General features: G+C 39.3%; 18 protein-coding genes and 1 CRISPR repeat array. All 18 genes read left to right on the forward strand.

Annotated elements, in window-relative coordinates:
* Nucleotides 1-350 (forward strand): Cas9 endonuclease PAM-interacting domain-containing protein (locus tag EO116_RS03910; RefSeq protein WP_164726063.1); only part of this gene is annotated, 350 nt, incomplete at its 5' end.
* A gap of 13 nt (nt 351-363) precedes the next feature.
* A complete protein-coding gene (gene cas1, locus EO116_RS03915) occupies nt 364-1,242 on the forward strand; it encodes a type II CRISPR-associated endonuclease Cas1 (protein ID WP_127160730.1) in 879 nt (292 codons plus the stop codon).
* Nucleotides 1,243-1,246: 4 nt separating this feature from the next.
* Nucleotides 1,247-1,552, forward strand: coding sequence for a CRISPR-associated endonuclease Cas2 (gene cas2 / locus EO116_RS03920; RefSeq protein ID WP_164726064.1), 306 nt, complete (start codon nt 1,247-1,249; stop codon nt 1,550-1,552).
* Entirely contained in the window at nt 1,549-2,223 is a 675-nt protein-coding gene (gene csn2, locus EO116_RS03925; protein WP_164726065.1) for a type II-A CRISPR-associated protein Csn2, read from the forward strand. The genes cas2 and csn2 overlap by 4 nt, the downstream gene beginning before the upstream one ends.
* A 26-nt stretch (nt 2,224-2,249) precedes the next feature.
* A CRISPR array of direct repeats spans nt 2,250-3,736; the repeat unit is 36 nt; unit sequence GTTTGAGAGTAGTGTGATTCCGTAAATGACTCAAAC.
* Nucleotides 3,737-3,880: 144 nt separating this feature from the next.
* Complete coding sequence (locus tag EO116_RS03930) at nt 3,881-4,282, forward strand: hypothetical protein (RefSeq protein ID WP_127068679.1); 402 nt, start codon at nt 3,881-3,883, stop codon at nt 4,280-4,282.
* A 1-nt stretch (nt 4,283) separates the two neighbouring features.
* Entirely contained in the window at nt 4,284-4,808 is a 525-nt protein-coding gene (locus tag EO116_RS03935) for a metallophosphoesterase (RefSeq protein ID WP_127068680.1), read from the forward strand.
* 176 nt (nt 4,809-4,984) lie between these two features.
* Nucleotides 4,985-7,423 (forward strand): preprotein translocase subunit SecA, encoded by a 2,439-nt coding sequence (gene secA / locus EO116_RS03940; protein WP_127160732.1) that lies wholly within the window; start codon nt 4,985-4,987, stop codon nt 7,421-7,423.
* An 80-nt stretch (nt 7,424-7,503) separates the two neighbouring features.
* Nucleotides 7,504-8,611 (forward strand): peptide chain release factor 2 gene (gene prfB, locus EO116_RS03945; RefSeq protein ID WP_240629131.1). Its coding sequence is split into 2 segments (ribosomal slippage): nt 7,504-7,560 and nt 7,562-8,611, totalling 1,107 coding nucleotides; the frame shifts between segments, so codons are not numbered across the junction.
* Nucleotides 8,612-8,696: 85 nt separating this feature from the next.
* Entirely contained in the window at nt 8,697-9,341 is a 645-nt protein-coding gene (locus EO116_RS03950) for an LmeA family phospholipid-binding protein (protein ID WP_164726066.1), read from the forward strand.
* Nucleotides 9,342-9,349: 8 nt separating this feature from the next.
* Nucleotides 9,350-11,374, forward strand: a complete 2,025-nt coding sequence (locus EO116_RS03955) for a DUF5693 family protein (RefSeq protein ID WP_127160734.1) — start codon at nt 9,350-9,352, stop codon at nt 11,372-11,374.
* Nucleotides 11,331-12,458: a polysaccharide pyruvyl transferase CsaB gene (gene csaB / locus EO116_RS03960; RefSeq protein ID WP_240629126.1), complete on the forward strand. Its 1,128-nt coding sequence runs from the start codon at nt 11,331-11,333 to the stop codon at nt 12,456-12,458. The genes EO116_RS03955 and csaB overlap by 44 nt, the downstream gene beginning before the upstream one ends.
* A gap of 38 nt (nt 12,459-12,496) precedes the next feature.
* Nucleotides 12,497-13,324, forward strand: a complete 828-nt coding sequence (locus EO116_RS03965; protein WP_127160735.1) for a transketolase — start codon at nt 12,497-12,499, stop codon at nt 13,322-13,324.
* A 2-nt stretch (nt 13,325-13,326) separates the two neighbouring features.
* Nucleotides 13,327-14,259 carry a transketolase family protein gene (locus EO116_RS03970; protein ID WP_127160736.1) on the forward strand — a complete coding sequence of 311 codons (933 nt, stop codon included), beginning with the start codon at nt 13,327-13,329 and terminating at the stop codon, nt 14,257-14,259.
* 15 nt (nt 14,260-14,274) lie between these two features.
* Nucleotides 14,275-14,961, forward strand: coding sequence for a cell division ATP-binding protein FtsE (gene ftsE / locus EO116_RS03975; protein WP_127160737.1), 687 nt, complete (start codon nt 14,275-14,277; stop codon nt 14,959-14,961).
* Complete coding sequence (ftsX, locus tag EO116_RS03980; RefSeq protein WP_127160738.1) at nt 14,951-15,838, forward strand: permease-like cell division protein FtsX; 888 nt, start codon at nt 14,951-14,953, stop codon at nt 15,836-15,838. Before ftsE ends, ftsX begins: the two co-directional genes overlap by 11 nt.
* A 2-nt stretch (nt 15,839-15,840) precedes the next feature.
* Nucleotides 15,841-17,022: a murein hydrolase activator EnvC gene (locus EO116_RS03985; protein ID WP_370447262.1), complete on the forward strand. Its 1,182-nt coding sequence runs from the start codon at nt 15,841-15,843 to the stop codon at nt 17,020-17,022.
* Between the two features lie 8 nt (nt 17,023-17,030).
* Nucleotides 17,031-18,296, forward strand: coding sequence for a S41 family peptidase (locus tag EO116_RS03990; protein ID WP_127160739.1), 1,266 nt, complete (start codon nt 17,031-17,033; stop codon nt 18,294-18,296).
* A gap of 46 nt (nt 18,297-18,342) precedes the next feature.
* A complete protein-coding gene (gene obgE / locus EO116_RS03995) occupies nt 18,343-19,614 on the forward strand; it encodes a GTPase ObgE (RefSeq protein WP_127160740.1) in 1,272 nt (423 codons plus the stop codon).
* Nucleotide 19,615: the final 1 nt, after the last annotated feature.

Here is a 19,615-nt window from a genome sequence, read left to right on the forward strand (position 1 = left end):
ATCTAGATGAGTCTGTTAGTGTTACTTTAGATAAGAATTTGGCTCTCTATAAAAAGTTTATGGAAAAATTGTCTGGTTCATTATTTAGGAAGATTCCTAAAGATAAGTTGAAACTTTTAAAGACAACTGGATATGAAGAATTTAAAAACTTATCTCTAGAAGATCAGGTATTTACATTAATGAAAATACTCAATTTAATTACTAACTTCACTGATAATCGAAATATAGATGGACTTAATATAAATATATCTAGAGGTACAATAGGTGTAAATTTAACTAATAAAAGCAGTTTCAGTGTCATCACAACATCTATTACGGGTTTATATGAAAATGAAATTAAAATAAAATAGAATAGGAGATATTATGAGTTGGCGAACGGTAGTTATAACTAAGCAATCTAAACTTGATTTTAAAATGAATTATATGATTGTTCGGCAGGGATTCGATGTGAAGAAAGTTTTTATTGATGAAATTTATATGCTTATCATTGAATCTACAGCAGTTAGTTTGACTGCCGTTTTGCTGAATGCTTTAGTTAAAGCAAAAGTAAAAATTGTATTTTGTGATGAAAAGAAAAACCCTAGTAGTGAAGTGATGCCTTTGTATGGTTCTCATAATGCGAGTAAAAAGTGCCGGTTACAGGTGAGTTGGGACAGTGAAATCAAAGGGCTGGTTTGGAGTAAAATTATTGCTGACAAGATTAACAATCAAGCACGGATACTTGAAAAATATGGACATCAAGAAGAAAGTGAGTTGTTGCAATCCTATCGAGATGAAGTACGAATTAATGATATGACACAACGGGAAGGCCATGCAGCTAAAGTATACTTTAATAGCTTGTTTGGAAATACTTTCACAAGGGAGCAAGAAAATCCAATTAATGCGGGGTTAGATTACGGGTATAGTATACTTCTTTCTGCGGTGAATCGTGAAATTGTTAAGAATGGATTTATCACGCAATTAGGTATCAATCATCGAAATCAATTTAATCTATACAATCTAGGATCAGACCTGGTGGAGGCGTTGCGTGTGTTTGTAGATCATAAGGTGATTAGTCTTGAGGTACAGGAGTTTGGGAAAGATGAAAAAATCAGCTTAGTCCAGCTCCTATCATTAGATGTAGATATAGATGGATACCGATTTTTATTAAAGGATGCCATCGGCATTTATTGTAAAAGCGTATTAGATGCATTGACGTACCAAGATCCTGGGTTAGTTAGGTTTATAGAATATGAGTTATAGATTTATGAGAGTATTCGTAATGTTTGATTTACCAACAGATACATCGGTTCACAGAAAGGCCTATCGTGATTTTAGAAAATTTTTGTTAGTTAATGGGTTTATTATGTTACAAGAATCGGTGTATGTAAAGTTGGTATTAAATGGAACCAGTGTTAGATTGTTGGAAAAGCAACTGCGAGAACATAAACCGGCGGATGGAAATATTTGCTTATTAACTGTGACTGAAAAGCAATATTCAAAAATGGAAATATTGACGGGAGAGGTGCAGTCGGAAGTCCTAGATACAACAGAGAGAGTGATTGTACTGTGAAACTTTTTTATCAAGACTCAACGATAGAGATTAACTTGGATACTACTAAAATTAATTGCCTGTGTATAGAAAAACATAGTGTATTTCGCCATATGATTTTAGAATTGTATGAACAATATAGTGGTGGTGAAGGGCCTTGGATTTATAATGTGAATGCCAAAGGAGTAGCCATTGATAAGTCACTTCATGTCATCATGAACCCCATCCAGGTAGATGTGAATAGTAAAACAATACTAACAAAGTTAACGGCCAATTTGGTGAAAGAAAGTAATTTAATGATGGAAGAGTTACATGAAACGGTGTCTAGATTACATCAATTTTACTATCAACTGGAATTTGGATCATCGATTGATATCGAGCATAAGGAAGAAATCGTTGCTGCGGATATCATCAAGTTAGGAGCTTTTAAAATACCTGAAAATGATGCGGATCCAGTGGACCGTTTAGTAGACTATATCAATATAGTTCATGAACTATTAAATCCAGATCTATTTGTGATTGCAAATATAGAGATGTATTTAGACGTGGAAGAATTACATGCATTTTTTACGACTATGTTAGCGAAACAGCTATGCGTTTTATGTATATCTTCTGGGGTACATGGACTAGATGATATTGATAAATCTTTTATTAATGGGTATACTTTAGATAGCGACTTTTGTTTGATATAACAGCGTTTACAGAATCACACTTGGTGGTTTGAGAGTAGTGTGATTCCGTAAATGACTCAAACTCGCTAAGAGGTAGACAATCCTGTTACGTTGTTTGAGAGTAGTGTGATTCCGTAAATGACTCAAACTTCAGGATTTAAATAAATCGCTTACTCCCCGTTTGAGAGTAGTGTGATTCCGTAAATGACTCAAACAATTTACAAAGTGTAAATTCTACAAGAAATGTTTGAGAGTAGTGTGATTCCGTAAATGACTCAAACTTCATACTCATCAAAGATATCAACTCCACCGTTTGAGAGTAGTGTGATTCCGTAAATGACTCAAACCAGCTTTTACTCATGGATATTTTTATAACCGTTTGAGAGTAGTGTGATTCCGTAAATGACTCAAACCAAGTCCACATATATACAGTGCTGCCACTAGTTTGAGAGTAGTGTGATTCCGTAAATGACTCAAACAAAATACAAAGATTAGATTTTTAAAGCATTGTTTGAGAGTAGTGTGATTCCGTAAATGACTCAAACCGAATGGCAACATAAATTAGAAGTCATTAAGTTTGAGAGTAGTGTGATTCCGTAAATGACTCAAACGACAGTTAATGTATATACTTGTAATGGGTCGTTTGAGAGTAGTGTGATTCCGTAAATGACTCAAACCTTATGAAAGTTTAACATCTGCTCCTACATGTTTGAGAGTAGTGTGATTCCGTAAATGACTCAAACTAAAGCATACTTAAATATACCTAAAATAAAGTTTGAGAGTAGTGTGATTCCGTAAATGACTCAAACACAAGCATAATATTTAAAAAAGAAATAATGGTTTGAGAGTAGTGTGATTCCGTAAATGACTCAAACGAAATAAATTGCGGTCTGCGACGCTTTTTTGTTTGAGAGTAGTGTGATTCCGTAAATGACTCAAACTAAAGGATAGTGAAGGCAACGTAGACGATTGTTTGAGAGTAGTGTGATTCCGTAAATGACTCAAACATATGATTGTGCATACACTTGTTATGGAAAGTTTGAGAGTAGTGTGATTCAGTAAATGACTCAAACAGAAGGTAGTTTTACATACCCCTAATGATGGTTTGAGAGTAGTGTGATTCCGTAAATGACTCAAACAGTCGCCAGTATGCTAGGCTACAGCATGTAGTTTGAGAGTAGTGTGATTCTGTAAATGACTCAAACACGTCATGAATACTACTATAGCTCCTTTGAGTTTGAGAGTAGTGTGATTCTATAAATGACTCAAACTCTGCCACTATCACCCAATCTGCGTGACAGGTTTGAGAGTAGTGTGATTCTGTATATGATTCAAATATACTGATCCATCCGCCCTACGGTACGTTGGTTTGAGAGTAGTGTGATTCTGTAAATGACTTAAACTTCGGAGAGGCTTTTGGGGGGTTAATTATCGTTTGAGAGTAGTGTGATTCTGTAAATGGCTCAAACAGGTCAAAATTCGCTATTTTTTAGGTAATGTTTGAGAGTAGTGTGACTCTGTGAATGACTCAAACAACATAATGCAGTGGATCCGAACACTTTGGGTTTGAAAGTAGTATGATTCTAAATATATCTCATATGAGATAATTACCAAGTATATTAAGATATTTGAACTTAATTGTTTTATAATTTTATCATTTAAACGAAGGAGGCCCTCCATGGCTAAATACGAATGGTGTACTGATGAATACCTAGAAAAGAAAAAAGAATGTTTTGATGCTTGTTTAAGTAAAGAATTTTTACAAGACTTGCAGGAATTGGTGCGTGAACATTATGATTTCGATGATGACTATCGCATTGGTAACTGGGACTTTATGGATGAAGATACTGTGGGTGTATACCGATTTGTCGAGACTTTAGCTGAAAAACATGGTGTTCAGGAACTGATTACCTTTTTAGACTCATTGGATTGGTGTGAGTATGATCTTGCAATGGATACCATGTTTGTTACCTATGGTAGAATGTTTCATTTGTTTACGCCAAAACGGCGCTATAGAAATCTATTTAAAGCAAAAGCTTTACATTATAAAGCTTGGATGCGAGAATTGAGGAAAAAATAAAATGATTTACTTTACCAGCGATTTGCATTTCGGTCATGAAAATGTGATTCGCTTTAATAATCGTCCTTTCAGAGATGAAAGGGAGATGTCAAGGGTTCTGATTACGAACTACAATAGTATTGTAAGGCCTGATGATACAGTGTATTTATTGGGCGATCTAGCTTATAAAATTGGAGCGGATCAAGCGAATGCATACTTTCAACAGCTAAATGGACGAAAGATTTTAATCATAGGAAATCATGATCGCTATGAGGAGTATGATCAATCATTGTTTGAGGAGATTACGCATTATACATACCTTCGTACAGAGGGTGTGAGCTTGGCACTCATGCATTATCCTATTTTGGACTGGCAAGGTGGTCGTAATAAAGGTGGTCTCATGTTGCATGGACATATGCATAACACACCGGAGTATAATGCAGAGAATCGAGCCAATGGCATTCGACGATATGACGTGGGCGTTGATGCGAACTATTACTTTCCTGTGTCATTGACGTATATTAAACAGTTTTTTGGAATTGAATAAGGGAGTGGAGAGATTAGACTGGCTAGATTGGTCTAATCTTTTTTATATAGTATAGAATCATAAACTTGCTACCGCCTTTTTATCACTTCTTTTTGACTATTACTTGCTAGTAGGCTATAATAATCTAGATACATAGTCTTTAATTGAAACTTTCCACATATAAGGAGTTGAGATAGTTGTTAGGTTTTATACAAAAACTATTAGGCAATAAAAATGCAAAAGAAATTAAACGGATTCGATCCATTGTTGAAGAGATTAATGGATTGGAACCAGAATTGTTATCGTTAAGTGATACTTCTTTACGCGCAAAGACAGAAGAGTTCAAAGCAAGATTGGCAAATGGTGAAACATTAGATGATATTTTACCAGAAGCATTTGCTGTAGTTCGTGAGGCATCCAAACGTGTATTGGGTATGCGTCACTTCGACGTGCAAATGATTGGTGGTATTGTGTTACATCGTGGCAATATTGCAGAAATGCGTACTGGTGAAGGTAAAACATTAGTGGCTACGTTGCCAGTCTATTTGAATGCCCTATCTGGTAAAGGTGTGCACGTGGTAACAGTCAACGATTACTTGGCGAAACGTGACAGCGAATGGATGGGACGTTTATATAATTTCCTAGGGTTATCTACTGGCTTAATCGTAGCTGGTTTAGATTATGACCAACGGAAACAATCCTATGGGGCAGATATTACCTATGGTACAAATAATGAGTTCGGCTTTGATTATTTGCGTGATAACATGGTTGTTCATGCGGATCAAATGGTACAACGTCCGTTGAACTATGCCATCGTCGATGAAGTGGACTCCATTTTAATTGACGAAGCACGTACACCACTCATTATTTCTGGTCCAGGGGAACGATCTACAGAACGCTATTATGAATTAGCAAAAGTAGTGCCTCACTTAGTGAAAGACGAAGATTACACAATCGATGAAAAACAAAAAACCATAGCTCCTACAGAAGAAGGGATTGCAAAAGTTGAAAAAATGTTACACATCGAAAACTTGTATGATTCCTCTAACTTAGAATTGAATCACTTGTTAAGTGCTTCTCTTCGTGCGTACGCTATGATGGAACGTGACAAAGATTACGTCGTGAAAGATGGCGAAGTGGTTATCGTTGACGAATTTACTGGTCGTTTGATGTTTGGTCGTCGTTATTCCGATGGTTTGCACCAAGCCATTGAGGCAAAAGAAGGTTTACGTGTAGAACGTGAAAGCCAAACCTTAGCATCCATCACATTCCAAAACTATTTCCGTATGTATGAGAAATTGTCTGGCATGACGGGTACAGCGAAAACAGAAGAACAAGAATTTAACAATATTTACGGTTTGGAAGTATACGAAATTCCGCCAAATAAAGTATTGGCACGTGTGGATATGCCAGATTTAATCTTTAAAACAAAAGATGCTAAATACCGTGCTGTTGTACGAGATGTAGTGGAACGTCATAAAACAGGGCAACCAATCTTGGTGGGCACTACATCCATTACGCAATCTGAAATGCTTAGTGATATGTTGACAAAAGCAGGTGTACCTCATAATGTATTGAATGCGAAACATCATGAAAAAGAAGCAGAAATTGTTGCGAATGCAGGTCAGTATGGCATGGTAACAATTGCCACGAATATGGCGGGCCGTGGTACCGATATTTCCTTAGGGGAAGGTGTAGCTGAATTAGGCGGTTTGCACATTTTAGGTACTGAGCGACATGAAAGTCGTCGTATCGACAATCAGTTGCGCGGTCGTTCTGGTCGTCAAGGGGACAATGGTTCCTCTCAATTCTTCTTATCTTTGGAAGATGATTTGATGCGTATTTTCGGCGCAGATAATATTGCTGGCATGATGGATAAATTAGGTATGGAAGAAGACGAGCCAATCGAGCATTCTTTGATTACTAAATCCATCGAACGAGCACAGAAAAAAGTAGAAAATCATAACTTTAATATTCGTAAGTATATCTTGGAATATGATGATGTTATGAATCAACAACGGGAAGTTTTATACGGACAACGTCGTTTGATCTTGAATAACCAATCTTTACGTGAAACGATCTTGCATATGGTTGATAACTTAATTATCAATTCTATGAATCAATATGCAGATGAAAAACTATATCCAGAAGAATGGAACTATGAAGGCTTATTAAAACACTTAGAACTTTACTTCTTAGAACCAGGTATGTTAACAGTGGAGCAAATGGAAGAATATGGTCGTGCAGAACTGCAAGAGCATTTAATCGACATTGCTCATAAAGAGTATGAAAAACGTGAATCCTTATTTGGGGAAGCCAATATGCGTGAGCTTGAAAAAGCCATCATGCTTAAAGTGGTAGACAGCAAATGGATGGAACATTTGGATGCCATGGATATGTTAAAAGAAGGGATTGGCCTACGTGCATATGGACAAAAAAATCCATTAGTAGAATACAAATTTGAGGCCTATGACATGTTCGAAAGTATGAAAGAAGCTATTACGGATGAAACAATTATGTATTTATACCGTATCCAAATTAATGTGGAAACAATAGCAGAAGAAGAACCGGTTGATCATCTAGCTGATGCTAAGACCCACCATGAAGACGTGTTGGAACCACAAAACGTAGACTAGACTTTCATGGCCACGCAGCGAGGTGATACATCTCCTGTGCGGCCATTTGTTGTATAGAATGAAAGAAAGAGGTGAATAAATTGTTAGAAGACTTAAAAGGTCCTATCGACAATTTAGAGGAGCGTATTTTTGGAATGAGGGATTCACTTTAACATCGCTCAAAAAGAAGAACGCATATTGACATTAGATATAAAAATGAGTGACCCTGATTTTTGGAATGACCCAGATGCAGCACGTGATATTTCCCAAGAGGCTACACAATTAAAAGATGCTGTAGAAGGATATAAAAAGCTTGTTACAGATGTGGAAGAAGCAAAACTCATGTTAGAGATGGCCATCGATGAAGAAGATATATCTATGGAAGGGGAACTGACTGCTATGGTAGAGCAGTTGACCCATGAAGTAGAGCACCGAGAAGTATTGCTTTTATTAAGTGGTGAATATGATAAGAACAATGCCATCCTTACGTTTCATGCTGGTGCCGGTGGTACAGAGGCACAAGATTGGTGTTCTATGCTAATTCGGATGTACTTGCGTTGGGCGGAAAAACAAGGATACAGCATTTCTCTCATGGATGAACAAGTAGGCGATGAAGCGGGCATTAAAAGTGCGACCTTCCTCATCAAAGGGGAAAATGCTTTTGGGTATATGAAATCTGAAAAAGGCGTCCATCGTTTAGTTCGTATTTCTCCTTTTGATTCTGCCGCACGTCGTCATACATCATTCTGTGCCGTCGATGTGATGCCGGAAATTGATGAGACCGTAGAAATCAATCTAGATATGAAAGATGTACAAGTGGATACGTATCGTGCCAGCGGTGCGGGCGGACAGCACATCAACAAAACGGACTCTGCTGTGCGTATGACACATACCCCAACAGGGATTGTTGTACAGTGTCAAAGTGAACGTTCACAAATTCAAAATAGAGAGCAATGTTTAAAATTATTGCGTGCTAAACTATTTGAACTAGAATTAGAAAAGCAAGCTGAACTGAAGGAACAATTAGGTGGTACCTATCAAGCCATTGAATGGGGTAGCCAAATTCGTTCCTATGTATTCCATCCGTACAATATGGTAAAAGATCATCGTACTAGCGTGGAAACAGGTAATGTGCAAGCTGTCATGGACGGCAACTTAGATCAATTTATGGAAGGATTCTTGAAGAAAGAAGCGAATTTAACAATATAATGGAGTGACCGTGAGAAATTTCTTTTTTAAAACAATACTATTTGTCTTGATACTAGGGGGTATCGTCATCGGAGGCTCATCCTTTTTGTTACCTACTCTTGTGAGTCATGAAGTAGAATCAAGATTAGAAAGTGCTTTGCATCCAGAAACACAGTCCATGCGCGTTGAATCTTCTCCAGGATTCAAGTTAGCATTGGGAGAGATTGATTCATTTCGAGGTTCCTTAGATGGTGTTACCTTAGGTAAACTGAAAGTGCAGCGCTTAGCATTTGACCTACGTCAAATTCAGATTGAGCCTAAAGAATTATTTTTCGACCAACAATTGCGCTTTACTAGCTTTGGACAAGGTCATATTGAAGGGATTATCCATCAAGATGATTTAAAACGATACATTGAACAACACTTATCTAGCTCCAGTGCCAAAGGGTTAACGATTGAAACTGTAGAGATTTCTGGTCGTGGCGTTGTAATGGTGGGGCGTATCGATGTAGGTGGATTCCTTTCTGGTAAGGTAACTATCCAAGGTCGATTGGAAATTGAAGGCAACACGTTGCAGTTTGCCACAGAAAAGTTGTCCATTGGTGGAGCTAGCTTGAACCGCTTATCTAGCGGTGTGGTGAAATCGATCCCTCTCTATGATTTTGGAAAGTTCCCAATTCCTGTTCAATTGGATCGTGTAGAAACAGGGCGTGAAGAAATTCATGTATTCGTGCATCCTGTTGCACAATAGGAGGGCTTATGAAATTAAAGACAATATCTATTTACACATGGATTTTATTGGCCTTTCTAGGTGTGGGCATTGTGAGTGGTCTTGTATTGGTGAAAGAACGGCATCATATCGAGGCACAGCAGGAGCAGATTGAAAACATCATCGACTATGATGGATTACTTCGTGCCAATGCCTATGAGAAACGTTCCTTGCCGGAGGCTGTGGCAGCGGCTAAAGAGTCCGGTATTACTGCCTTAGCGATTTATGATAGAACTCTGCAAAAAGAAAAAGATGCAGGTCATATTCACATGTATAGTTCTAATGATTTGCAGCAGTTACAAGTAGAAGGTACACAGCCAGGTATGACCTATATGGGTGTCATTCCTGGTAAGGAAGCTTACTTTCAAGAGGTACAGGAAGATTTAGTACGCCGCTTAGGCAAAGATAAAGTCACGGTATTCCAAACATCATTAGGCCCTATGTTAGGATTAGCGTTGCCAAGTGATTCTTTAAAAGATATGAATTTAGGTATTTCTAAATTGCAAGCTCAAGAAGTGGCGAATCTAGGATTCCATGTCATTGTACGTCCAACGAACTATAAAGGAGTGACTGTAGAAGATGTGGACCATGTGTTCCAACGTCTTGATGGAGTTTCTAATATAACGGGAATGGTCTTTGTAGGTAAAGAAGCCTTAGGGTATCCACTGCATGTAGATCGTACGTTAGAACAATTAGAAGCGCGCCATATTCCTGTAGTGGGGATCGAAGCAGTTAATCAATTGCAATACTTCCCACAAGCTGGGTTCTTAGAAATGGCTAATGCGAATCACTATAAAGTAGGTAGATTGTACACTGTATCGAAAGAAGAAGTACGTAAGCTGACACCAGGTGAACTAGTGCAATGGTTCTACATCAGTGATATTGAACGAAATATTCGTTACAACTTGTTCCCATTATATGAACAAGGCGTAGATAACAGAACAGCGTTAGAAACAACATTATTTGTAGCGAAACAAGTGACAGATAAATTACAAGCTCGTGGCTTTACTATAGGGGAAGCCTCTATCTATCCTGTGTATACGCCGAACACCTTGTTGCGATTGTTAACGATGACAGGGGTCATAAGCTTGGCTACGTTAACGTTGGGACAATTTATACGTCTACGTAAGCCGTACTTACTCGGTCTATTTGTAGTAGGAAGTATCCTTTCTGTGGGAATTTACTTGATAACTACAGGCACAAAAATTATGTCGGCATGGGCATTGGTAGCAGCTATATCTGCTCCAGTTTTGGCCATGATGATGATCTTTGATTGTTGGTCGAAACGTAATCATACAGGCTTGTCTCCGTGGAGAAGTACCATAGAATCTGTGGTATATCTGATTGTGGCAGCCTTGATTGCAGCTATTGGTGGCATTAGCATTGCGGCTATGTTAGGGAGCACACAGTTCTTTATGGAATTTACTTTATTCCATGGTGTAAAATTAACCTTTGTGGCGCCAGTAGTATTGACTGCTATTGCCTATTTACAACGGTTTCCAATTTGGAAAGGAAGAATTATTTCTTCGGTGATGGATATCAAATCTTTCATTACAGAATTTGTGCAAATTGATATCAAAGTTTATAGTTTATTAATCGCGGGAGCCTTAGCGGTGGTAGCCTATGTGTTTGTAGGCCGCAGTGGTCATACAGCGGGTGTACCAGTGCCGTCTTGGGAACTCGCTTTACGTAGATTTTTGGAAAACACCATGTATGCACGACCTCGTGAAAAAGAATTTTTAATCGGTCATCCAGCATTCATGCTAGCTGCCTATGCTGTGGGAAGACGCATTCCAATGGTATTGCATTTCGCATTATCCGTAGGGGCTGTTATTGGCATTGCATCCATGGTAGAAACATTCTGCCATTTGCGTACGCCAGTGTATATGTCTATTGCTCGTGGTTATGATGGATTGCTATTAGGTATCGTCATCGGTTTACTAGCGATTATAGCGGTGCGATTCATTGGCTATGGCATTCGTTGGTTCCAAGGACGAGGTGAAAGCCATGTGTAAGATACTCATTTCCGGTTATTATGGATTTGGTAATGCCGGAGATGAAGCGCTATTAAGTTCTATTTTGCAAGCGTTGCTAGAACTAGAACCACGGGCTGAGATTACGGTGATTTCTGGAAATCCTGTAGAAACTATGAGCACCCACAAGGTGAAAGCTATTGGTCGATTTGATATGTGGAAGATATACCAAGCGATACATTCCTGTGATATGCTCATCAGTGGTGGCGGTAGTTTGTTGCAAGATGTTACAAGTGCTCGCAGTTTGTATTACTACTTGAGTATTATTGCTTTAGCGAATACATTGGGAAAACGAGTGATGATTTATGCCCAAGGGATTGGGCCTTTGCGTAAATCTATGGCTCGTGCCACGGTGGGACGTGTCTTGAATCAAGTGTCCCAGATTACCGTACGGGACCATGCCTCAAAAGAAGAGCTACTTTCACTAGGTATTCACGATGTACCGATTACAGTGACTGCTGATGCAGTACTTGGGATGCATCCAGTGGATACCACGGTGGGGCGTAAGATGCTAGAATCCTATGGAGTGACTGCGGATAGACCGATTGTAGGAGTATCTGTACGATCATGGAAAGATTGCATAGACTATCAAGAAACATTGGCAGAGGCGCTTGACCAAATCCAGACCATAAAGGATGCGCAAATCGTATTCATACCTATGCAACATCGGGAAGATACGATGGAAGCAGAAACGATTGCTAACCTGATGAAAAAAAAGTCTACGGTTCTAGTGGATGCGTATAGTACTACGGAGTTATTGGCGCTCAGCGGCTCTGTGGATGTCATGATAGGTGTACGGCTCCATGCATTAGTATTTAGTGCGTTAATGGAAACACCTTGTTTAGGAATCTCTTATGACCCTAAAATTTTAAACTTTCTTCATATGATTGGTGAAGTGCCAGTAGGTGATTTACATACATTAGAAGTAGAACCTATAGTGGCACGTACAGTAGAGGCTTTGGAACGAGGCAATTTCACAGAAACCGTGCTAGAAAATATCCATGAATTACGAAGAAATGCATTAGAGAATGCCCGCATTGCCATTGGCATGCTGCATGATAAATAATTTACCTTAGAATTGTGTATAACACGGGAGGGTATAGTATGTTAACACTTGAACAAAAACAATTGATACAAGAAAAAGCAAAAGCGATTCGTGTAAACATCGTGAAAGCTGTAACAGCAGCAAAATCTGGTCATCCAGGAGGATCTTTGTCCATTGCTGATGTAATGAGTTTGTTGTACTTTCAAGAAATGAATGTAAATCCAAATGAGCCGAAAGATCCAAATCGCGATCGTTTTGTCTTATCTAAAGGACATGCTGCACCAGCTCTGTATGCTACATTAGCAGAAAAAGGGTTCTTTCCAACAGAAGAATTACTAAACTTGCGCAAAATTGACCATATCTTACAAGGTCATCCAGATATGAAATACATTCCAGGTGTAGATATGTCCACTGGTTCCTTAGGACAAGGTATTTCCGCGGCTTGTGGTATGGCATTGGCAGGTAAAATTGATGGAGCCTCTTACCGTGTGTACTCTGTACTAGGTGACGGAGAATTAGAAGAAGGGCAAGTATGGGAAGCAGCGATGTTTGCAGCGCATTATAAATTGTCCAACTTAACAGCGTTTGTAGATTATAATGGATTGCAAATCGACGGTGACATCACAAAAGTTATGAGTCCATTGCCAATTGATGAAAAATTCAAAGCTTTCGGTTGGCATGTGATCGTGGTGGATGGTCATGATATTGATGCTTTACACGAAGCAGTTATAGAAGCAAAAGCAACTACAGATAAACCGACTATGGTGATTATGAATACTGTCAAAGGGAAAGGTGTACAAGCTATGGAAGGCCAAGCCGGCTGGCATGGTAAGGCGCCATCACAAGAAGAATGTGACAAATTTGTAGCGGAATTGTTGGAGGTGTAATCATGGGAAAAGCGACTCGTGAAGCATATGGTACAGCTTTAGTAAAAGTGGGTGCTACTCATAAAGATGTTGTTGTATTAGATGCAGATTTATCAAAATCTACAAAAACTGATGAATTTAAAAAAGTATATCCTGAACGATTCTTTAATGTAGGGATTGCAGAGCAAAACTTAATTTCTGTAGGTGCTGGCTTAGCAGCAGCAGGAAAAGTGCCATTTGTATCTTCCTTTGCTATGTTTGCTACCGGCCGTGCATTTGAACAAGTGCGTAACGCTGTGTGCTATCCAAAATTAAATGTAAAAGTATGTGCTACTCACGCAGGTATCACTGTCGGTGAAGACGGTGCGACACACCAAAGTTTAGAAGATATTTCTTGCATGCGTACATTGCCTAATATGACTGTTGTAGTACCAGCAGATGCAGCAGAAACAGAAGCAGTCATTGCTTGGGCAGCGGAGTACCATGGTCCAGTGTATGTGCGCTTAGGCCGTGCTGGCGTAGAAGATGTGACACCAGAAGGTTACACATTTGTGCCGGGCAAATCTCAACAATTACGTGATGGCAAAGATGCAACAATTATTGCTTGCGGTGCCTTAGTGGGACCAGCCGTAGAAGCAGCGGCTACGTTAGAAGCAGAAGGTATTTCTGTACGTGTTATCAATATGGCATCCATTAAGCCTATTGATGCAGAGGCGATTGTAAAGGCAGCGAAAGAGACAGGCCTATTGATCACAGCAGAAGAACATAATGTGATTGGTGGTTTAGGTAGTGCTGTGGCAGAAGTTGTGGTGAAAGAATACCCAGTGCCAATGGAATTTGTCGGTGTGAAAGATACCTTTGGTGAATCTGGTACACCGAAAGAGTTGATGGCAAAATATGGATTAACAGCAGCTGATATTGTAGCAGCTACTAAACGAGGTATAACACGAAAATAGGAAGGGAATGATAGAATGATAGAATTTAGAAATGTCCATAAAGTATACGACAATGGTTCTATTGCTTTAGAGGATGTATCGATTCATATTGAAAAAGGAGAATTCGTATTAGTCTGTGGGCATTCTGGAGCAGGTAAATCAACATTTATTAAGTTACTTTCACATGAAGTCACACCAGATTCTGGAACGGTTATTGTGAATGATGTTGATGTAACACGTATCAAATCTAGTAAAGTACCGTACTTGCGTAGAAAGTTAGGTATTGTATTCCAAGATTTCCGATTATTACCATCAAAAACAGTATTTGAAAACATTGCTTTCGCTTTGGAAGTTATTGAAGAAAAACCAAAAGTAATTCAAGAAAAAGTGTACAATGTGTTGGAATTGGTAGGATTAAGCGATAAGGCCAATGATTTGCCACAAGACTTAAGTGGTGGGGAACAACAGCGGGTTGCTATTGCTAGAGCTATTGTAAATAAACCATTGGTGTTGATTGCAGACGAACCAACAGGTAACTTGGACCCTCAGACAAGTCGTGATATTTCCGACCTTTTCAAAGCCATTAATAACTCCGGTACAACCGTGGTGATGGTAACACATGATATGGATATGGTGTCCTATCTAAACAAACGAGTGATTGCCTTAGAAGGCGGTCGTGTTGTGAGTGATCAAATGAGAGGGGCCGCATTCCATGAAAATTAGAACGTTTAAGTATTATATAAAAGAAGCCATTAAATCCATGCGTCGCAATGGATTGATGTCCTTGGCATCTATTTCCACAGTCACATTGTCTTTGTTTATCTTGGGCGTGTTTGCTTGTGGTGTCGTGAACCTTAACAATTTGGCATCCCATTTAGAGAGCCAAGTGCAAATTAGTATCTATTTGAAGGACAATTTAACAACACCGCAAGTAATGGAATTAGGCAAAAAATTAAAGGCATTACCAGAGCTGAAAGACATTGAATTTGTCACAAAAGATGAAGCTATGAAACGCTTTAAAGAGCGTTTAGGGGAACAACAGCAATTAGTAGACTCCCTAGATGGACATAACCCATTACCAACGTCCTATGTATTGACTTTCAATACACCAGACCAAGTAAAATCTACAGCAGAAGTGGTGTCTAAATATCCAGAAGTTGAAAGTGCCCATTATGGACAAGATGTGATTGAGCAAATTTTTGAAGTTACAAAAATTATCCGTATCGGCGGTATTGTGCTCATCGCGTTCCTAGCAGGGGCTACTTTATTTATCATTTCTAATACGATTCGGTTGACTGTGTTTGCCCGTCGTAAAGAAATTGGAATTATGAAATATGTAGGGGCTACGAACTGGTTTATCCGTTGGCCTTTCGTATTGGAAGGTATGTTTTTAGGCGCTATTGGTGGTGCGATTGCAGGTGTTGCTACATGGCAATTTTATCGCTATATCACGATGGAAGTGATTGCAAACTTTGCTTTCATGCCATTGGTGCCAATGATGCCATTTATCTATCAATTATCCGCAGGATTAGTTGGGATAGGTGTCATTGTAGGTGCTATTGGTAGTACCATTTCGTTAAAACAATATATGAAAGTGTAGGAATGATGAAGAAAAAAACAGTAACACTAGTAGCTAGTTTACTATGCGGTTCTATCATGATGGCTACACCGTACTGGTATCAGGCACAAGATGAAGACTTAACGAATCAACTGTCAAATATTCAACAACAAATGACAAATGAGGCGAATAAAAAGTCGGAAGCAGAAAAAACGATTGGTACCGTATATGAACAGTTACATGCGATACAGATTGAATTAGATACTGCTACGGCAGAATTAAAACAAGTGCAGGCAGATCGGATTCAATTAGATAAAGATATTACAAAAACAGAAGCGGAATTGAAAGCAGCACAAGCTCGCTTGCAGTCTCGTGAAAAAGTATTCTATAAACGGGTACGAGATATTTATATCAACGGTCGTTTAAGCTACTTAGATGTGGTAGTGGGCTCTAAAGATTTTAGCGATTTTGCGAATCGTATGGAAATGTTGAAACGCATTTTACAATCCGATATGGATTTAATCAACACCATCAAAACAGAGCGAGAAGAAATTGCTAGCAAAAAAGCTAAGCTAGAGGAAGATCGTGCTAAAGTATTAGAATTAGAAAAAGTAGCGCAAGAAAAGCAGAACTTAATCAACCAGAAAAAAGCAGAACGTCAAGCTGTCTTAGAACGGGCTATGAATGACCGAGATACAGCAGAGCGTGCTTATAATGAGTTAATGGCGTCCTCCGCAAGTATTACAGCGATGTTGCAACAACGTGCAGCAGAACGTGCGGCAGCTGCAGCAGCTGCTAGCCAAGGCGGTGGCGGTGGTGGTGGTGCTACATGGGTACAAGGTACAGGCCAATTGGCAGCACCAGTTGTGGCTCCTATCACATCTGACTTTGGTTGGCGGATTCATCCAATTTATGGTACACGTCGTTTACATGCGGGCACCGATTTTGGGGTGGATGAAGGTACACCTGTGCATGCAGCGGATGGTGGGGTTGTCGTAGAAGCTGGTTGGGTCAGCGGATATGGATATACTGTTATCATTGACCATGGAAATGGCATGTCTACTTTGTACGCTCATAATAGTGATGTAGCGGTAAGCCCGGGCCAAACTGTATCGAAAGGTCAAGTAGTTTCCTACTCAGGTAATACCGGTGGTTCTACAGGTCCACACCTTCATTTTGAGGTGCGTATTAATGGTGAACCAACAGATCCGATGGGATACTTATAGAGGAGACTATGGAAGATAAGAAAAAAACATCTATTTGGCATAAAGCTAAGACCTACCTGTTAGGCGTAAGATATGAAGTCATTACAAAAGATGAGGCAGGGAATATTATCAGCATAGAAGATGACCTTGAACATGAGAGCATTAAAGATCTCATTAAATATTATTTGCTCATTGCATTGACTTGGATACTTACCTTTTTAATAGGCTTAACCGCTTTCTTTTGGTATATTTCAGGGTCGCCGTTGGGCATTGCCAAATTTGGATATACCTATTACATCACTACCCAATGGGCGATGGATCCACCAGTCAAAGAAGAACTCTTTGTGAATATGTTGAAAGGCTTAGTAAAAGGCACCCATGATAAACACACTGTCTATTTGGACAAGGATGATATGAAAGAGCTGGAAATGCATACGTCCTCTACCTATAGTGGGATTGGACTATTACTAGATTTTTCTGATGGAAAAACTCTGAAAGTAGGCGCTACGATGGAAGGACAACCAGCGGAAGCAGCAGGCCTTCAAAAAGGAGATCAAATCCTTGCCATTGATGGTACACTAGTATCTGATATGGAAAAAGAAGATGTAGCGAATCGCATTCGAGGTGAAGAAGGCACTTTTGTAGTGCTTCGTATCCTTCGCAATGGGGAAGAACAAGAGTTTTCCATTGAACGGAAAGCGATTGTGATGCCTACTGTAAAAGGGCAAATGCTAACCGAAGATATTGGTTATATTCGTGTTACCCAATTTGCTGAAAAAACAGTAGATGAATTTACGAAAGCCTATGAGGAACTTCAATCTAAAGGAATGAAACGGTTAGTCTTAGACTTGCGTGATAATCCGGGTGGCCTAATTACGACAGCTCATGGTATAGGACAATATTTAGTGCCGAAAGGGCCGATTGTGACGGTACAAACGAGACGGGGTAAAACAACAGCCTATATGTCTAGAGGAGAGTATCCTCTTATTCCATTAGTTGTGTTGATTAATGGTAATTCTGCAAGTGCTTCAGAAATTATTGCTGGTGCTGTGCAGGATACAAAATCAGGTACCATTGTAGGTACAAAAAGTTATGGCAAAGGTACTGTGCAGAGCGTAGTACAAGGCCTTGATGGAGAAGGTTTAAAGGTTACTATCGCTCGCTATCATACACCAAATGATAGAGTCATCGATGGTATTGGTATTGAACCAGATGAAGTTGTGGAGCCGTCCAAAACAAATCCTGAAGAGGATGTACAAATGGAACGTGCTATTGAAATTGTAAAAACTCTATGATATAGCGGCTTCGGCCGCTCTATCTATAGGGCTAGAGGAAAAAAATATGTTTATAGATCGTGCCCGTATATTAGTGAAAGCGGGAGATGGCGGTAACGGTATGAGTAGTTTCCGTCGAGAAAAATATGTACCACAAGGGGGACCGAATGGTGGAGATGGCGGTAAAGGTGCTGACATCATTTTAAAAGCTGACAGAAATATCAATACATTGGTTGATTTTAGATATAAACGTCAATTTAAAGGCGACACAGGCGGTGCTGGACAGAGTGCCAACAAGCATGGTCGTGGTGCTGAAAATTTAATCGTCTCTGTTCCTTTAGGAACAACGATAACGGATGAAGAATCTGGTAAATTAATGGCGGATTTAGTGGAAGATGGACAAACTTACATGGTTGCCAAAGGTGGTCGAGGTGGCCGTGGTAACGCACGCTTTCAAACAAGTGCTAACCGTGTACCAACCTTTGCTGAAAAAGGGGAACCAGGTGAAGAACGTTGGTTAAACTTAGAACTTAAAGTGTTGGCTGATGTTGGATTATTGGGTTACCCAAGCGTGGGTAAATCCTCTATCATCCGCAAAGTGTCTTCTGCAAAACCAGAAGTGGCTGCGTACCATTTCACTACATTAACTCCAGTATTAGGGGTAGTTTCTGTAGCACCAGGTAAAAGTTTCGTCATGGCAGATATTCCAGGTTTGATTGAAGGCGCTAGTGAAGGCATTGGTTTAGGACATTCCTTCTTGCGTCATGTAGAACGTAGCAATATTTTGCTCCATGTATTGGATGTATCTGGATTAGAAGGTCGTGACCCTATTGAAGACTTTCATAAAATTAACGAAGAGTTAGCTAAATATAGCGAAAAATTAAGCAAGAAAAAGCAATTGATTGTATTGAACAAAACAGACTTGTTACAAGATGAAGAAACATTGCCAAGAGTGATAAAGTACTTCGCTGATCAAGACTATGAAGTATTTGCGGTCAATGCATTGACTGGAGAAGGGTTGCCATCATTAGTAGAACGTGCATGGTACTATGTAGAAAACTATGTGCCAGAACCAGAAGTGGTGGATGACACTGTATACTATGAAGCTAAACCAGATACAGATTTCGTCATTACTCGTGGCGATGATGCATCCTATATTATCAGTGGCTCTCGTATTGAGAAATTGGTGTCTATGACAAATCTTGATGATGAACAAGCATTGCGAAGATTCCAAAAGATTTGGCGTTATATGGATTTAGATGCGGAATTGAAAAAACGTGGCATCCAAGATGGCGATGAAGTAGTCATCGGTGATCAACGATTTACTTTCCATGATTAGG

This window comes from Veillonella sp. VA137 (assembly GCF_003992015.1).
In the GTDB taxonomy this organism is placed as follows: Bacteria; Bacillota; Negativicutes; order Veillonellales; family Veillonellaceae; genus F0422.

Coding starts and splice junctions, on each gene's coding strand:
- cas1 (WP_127160730.1), top strand. CDS start 364: ATGAGTTGGCGAACGGTAGTTATAACTAAGCAATCTAAACTTGATTTT.
- cas2 (WP_164726064.1), top strand. CDS start 1,247: ATGAGAGTATTCGTAATGTTTGATTTACCAACAGATACATCGGTTCAC.
- EO116_RS03930 (WP_127068679.1), top strand. CDS start 3,881: ATGGCTAAATACGAATGGTGTACTGATGAATACCTAGAAAAGAAAAAA.
- EO116_RS03935 (WP_127068680.1), top strand. CDS start 4,284: ATGATTTACTTTACCAGCGATTTGCATTTCGGTCATGAAAATGTGATT.
- EO116_RS03955 (WP_127160734.1), top strand. CDS start 9,350: ATGAAATTAAAGACAATATCTATTTACACATGGATTTTATTGGCCTTT.
- csaB (WP_240629126.1), top strand. CDS start 11,331: ATGGCATTCGTTGGTTCCAAGGACGAGGTGAAAGCCATGTGTAAGATA.
- EO116_RS03965 (WP_127160735.1), top strand. CDS start 12,497: ATGTTAACACTTGAACAAAAACAATTGATACAAGAAAAAGCAAAAGCG.
- EO116_RS03970 (WP_127160736.1), top strand. CDS start 13,327: ATGGGAAAAGCGACTCGTGAAGCATATGGTACAGCTTTAGTAAAAGTG.
- ftsE (WP_127160737.1), top strand. CDS start 14,275: ATGATAGAATTTAGAAATGTCCATAAAGTATACGACAATGGTTCTATT.
- ftsX (WP_127160738.1), top strand. CDS start 14,951: ATGAAAATTAGAACGTTTAAGTATTATATAAAAGAAGCCATTAAATCC.
- EO116_RS03985 (WP_370447262.1), top strand. CDS start 15,841: ATGATGAAGAAAAAAACAGTAACACTAGTAGCTAGTTTACTATGCGGT.
- EO116_RS03990 (WP_127160739.1), top strand. CDS start 17,031: ATGGAAGATAAGAAAAAAACATCTATTTGGCATAAAGCTAAGACCTAC.
- obgE (WP_127160740.1), top strand. CDS start 18,343: ATGTTTATAGATCGTGCCCGTATATTAGTGAAAGCGGGAGATGGCGGT.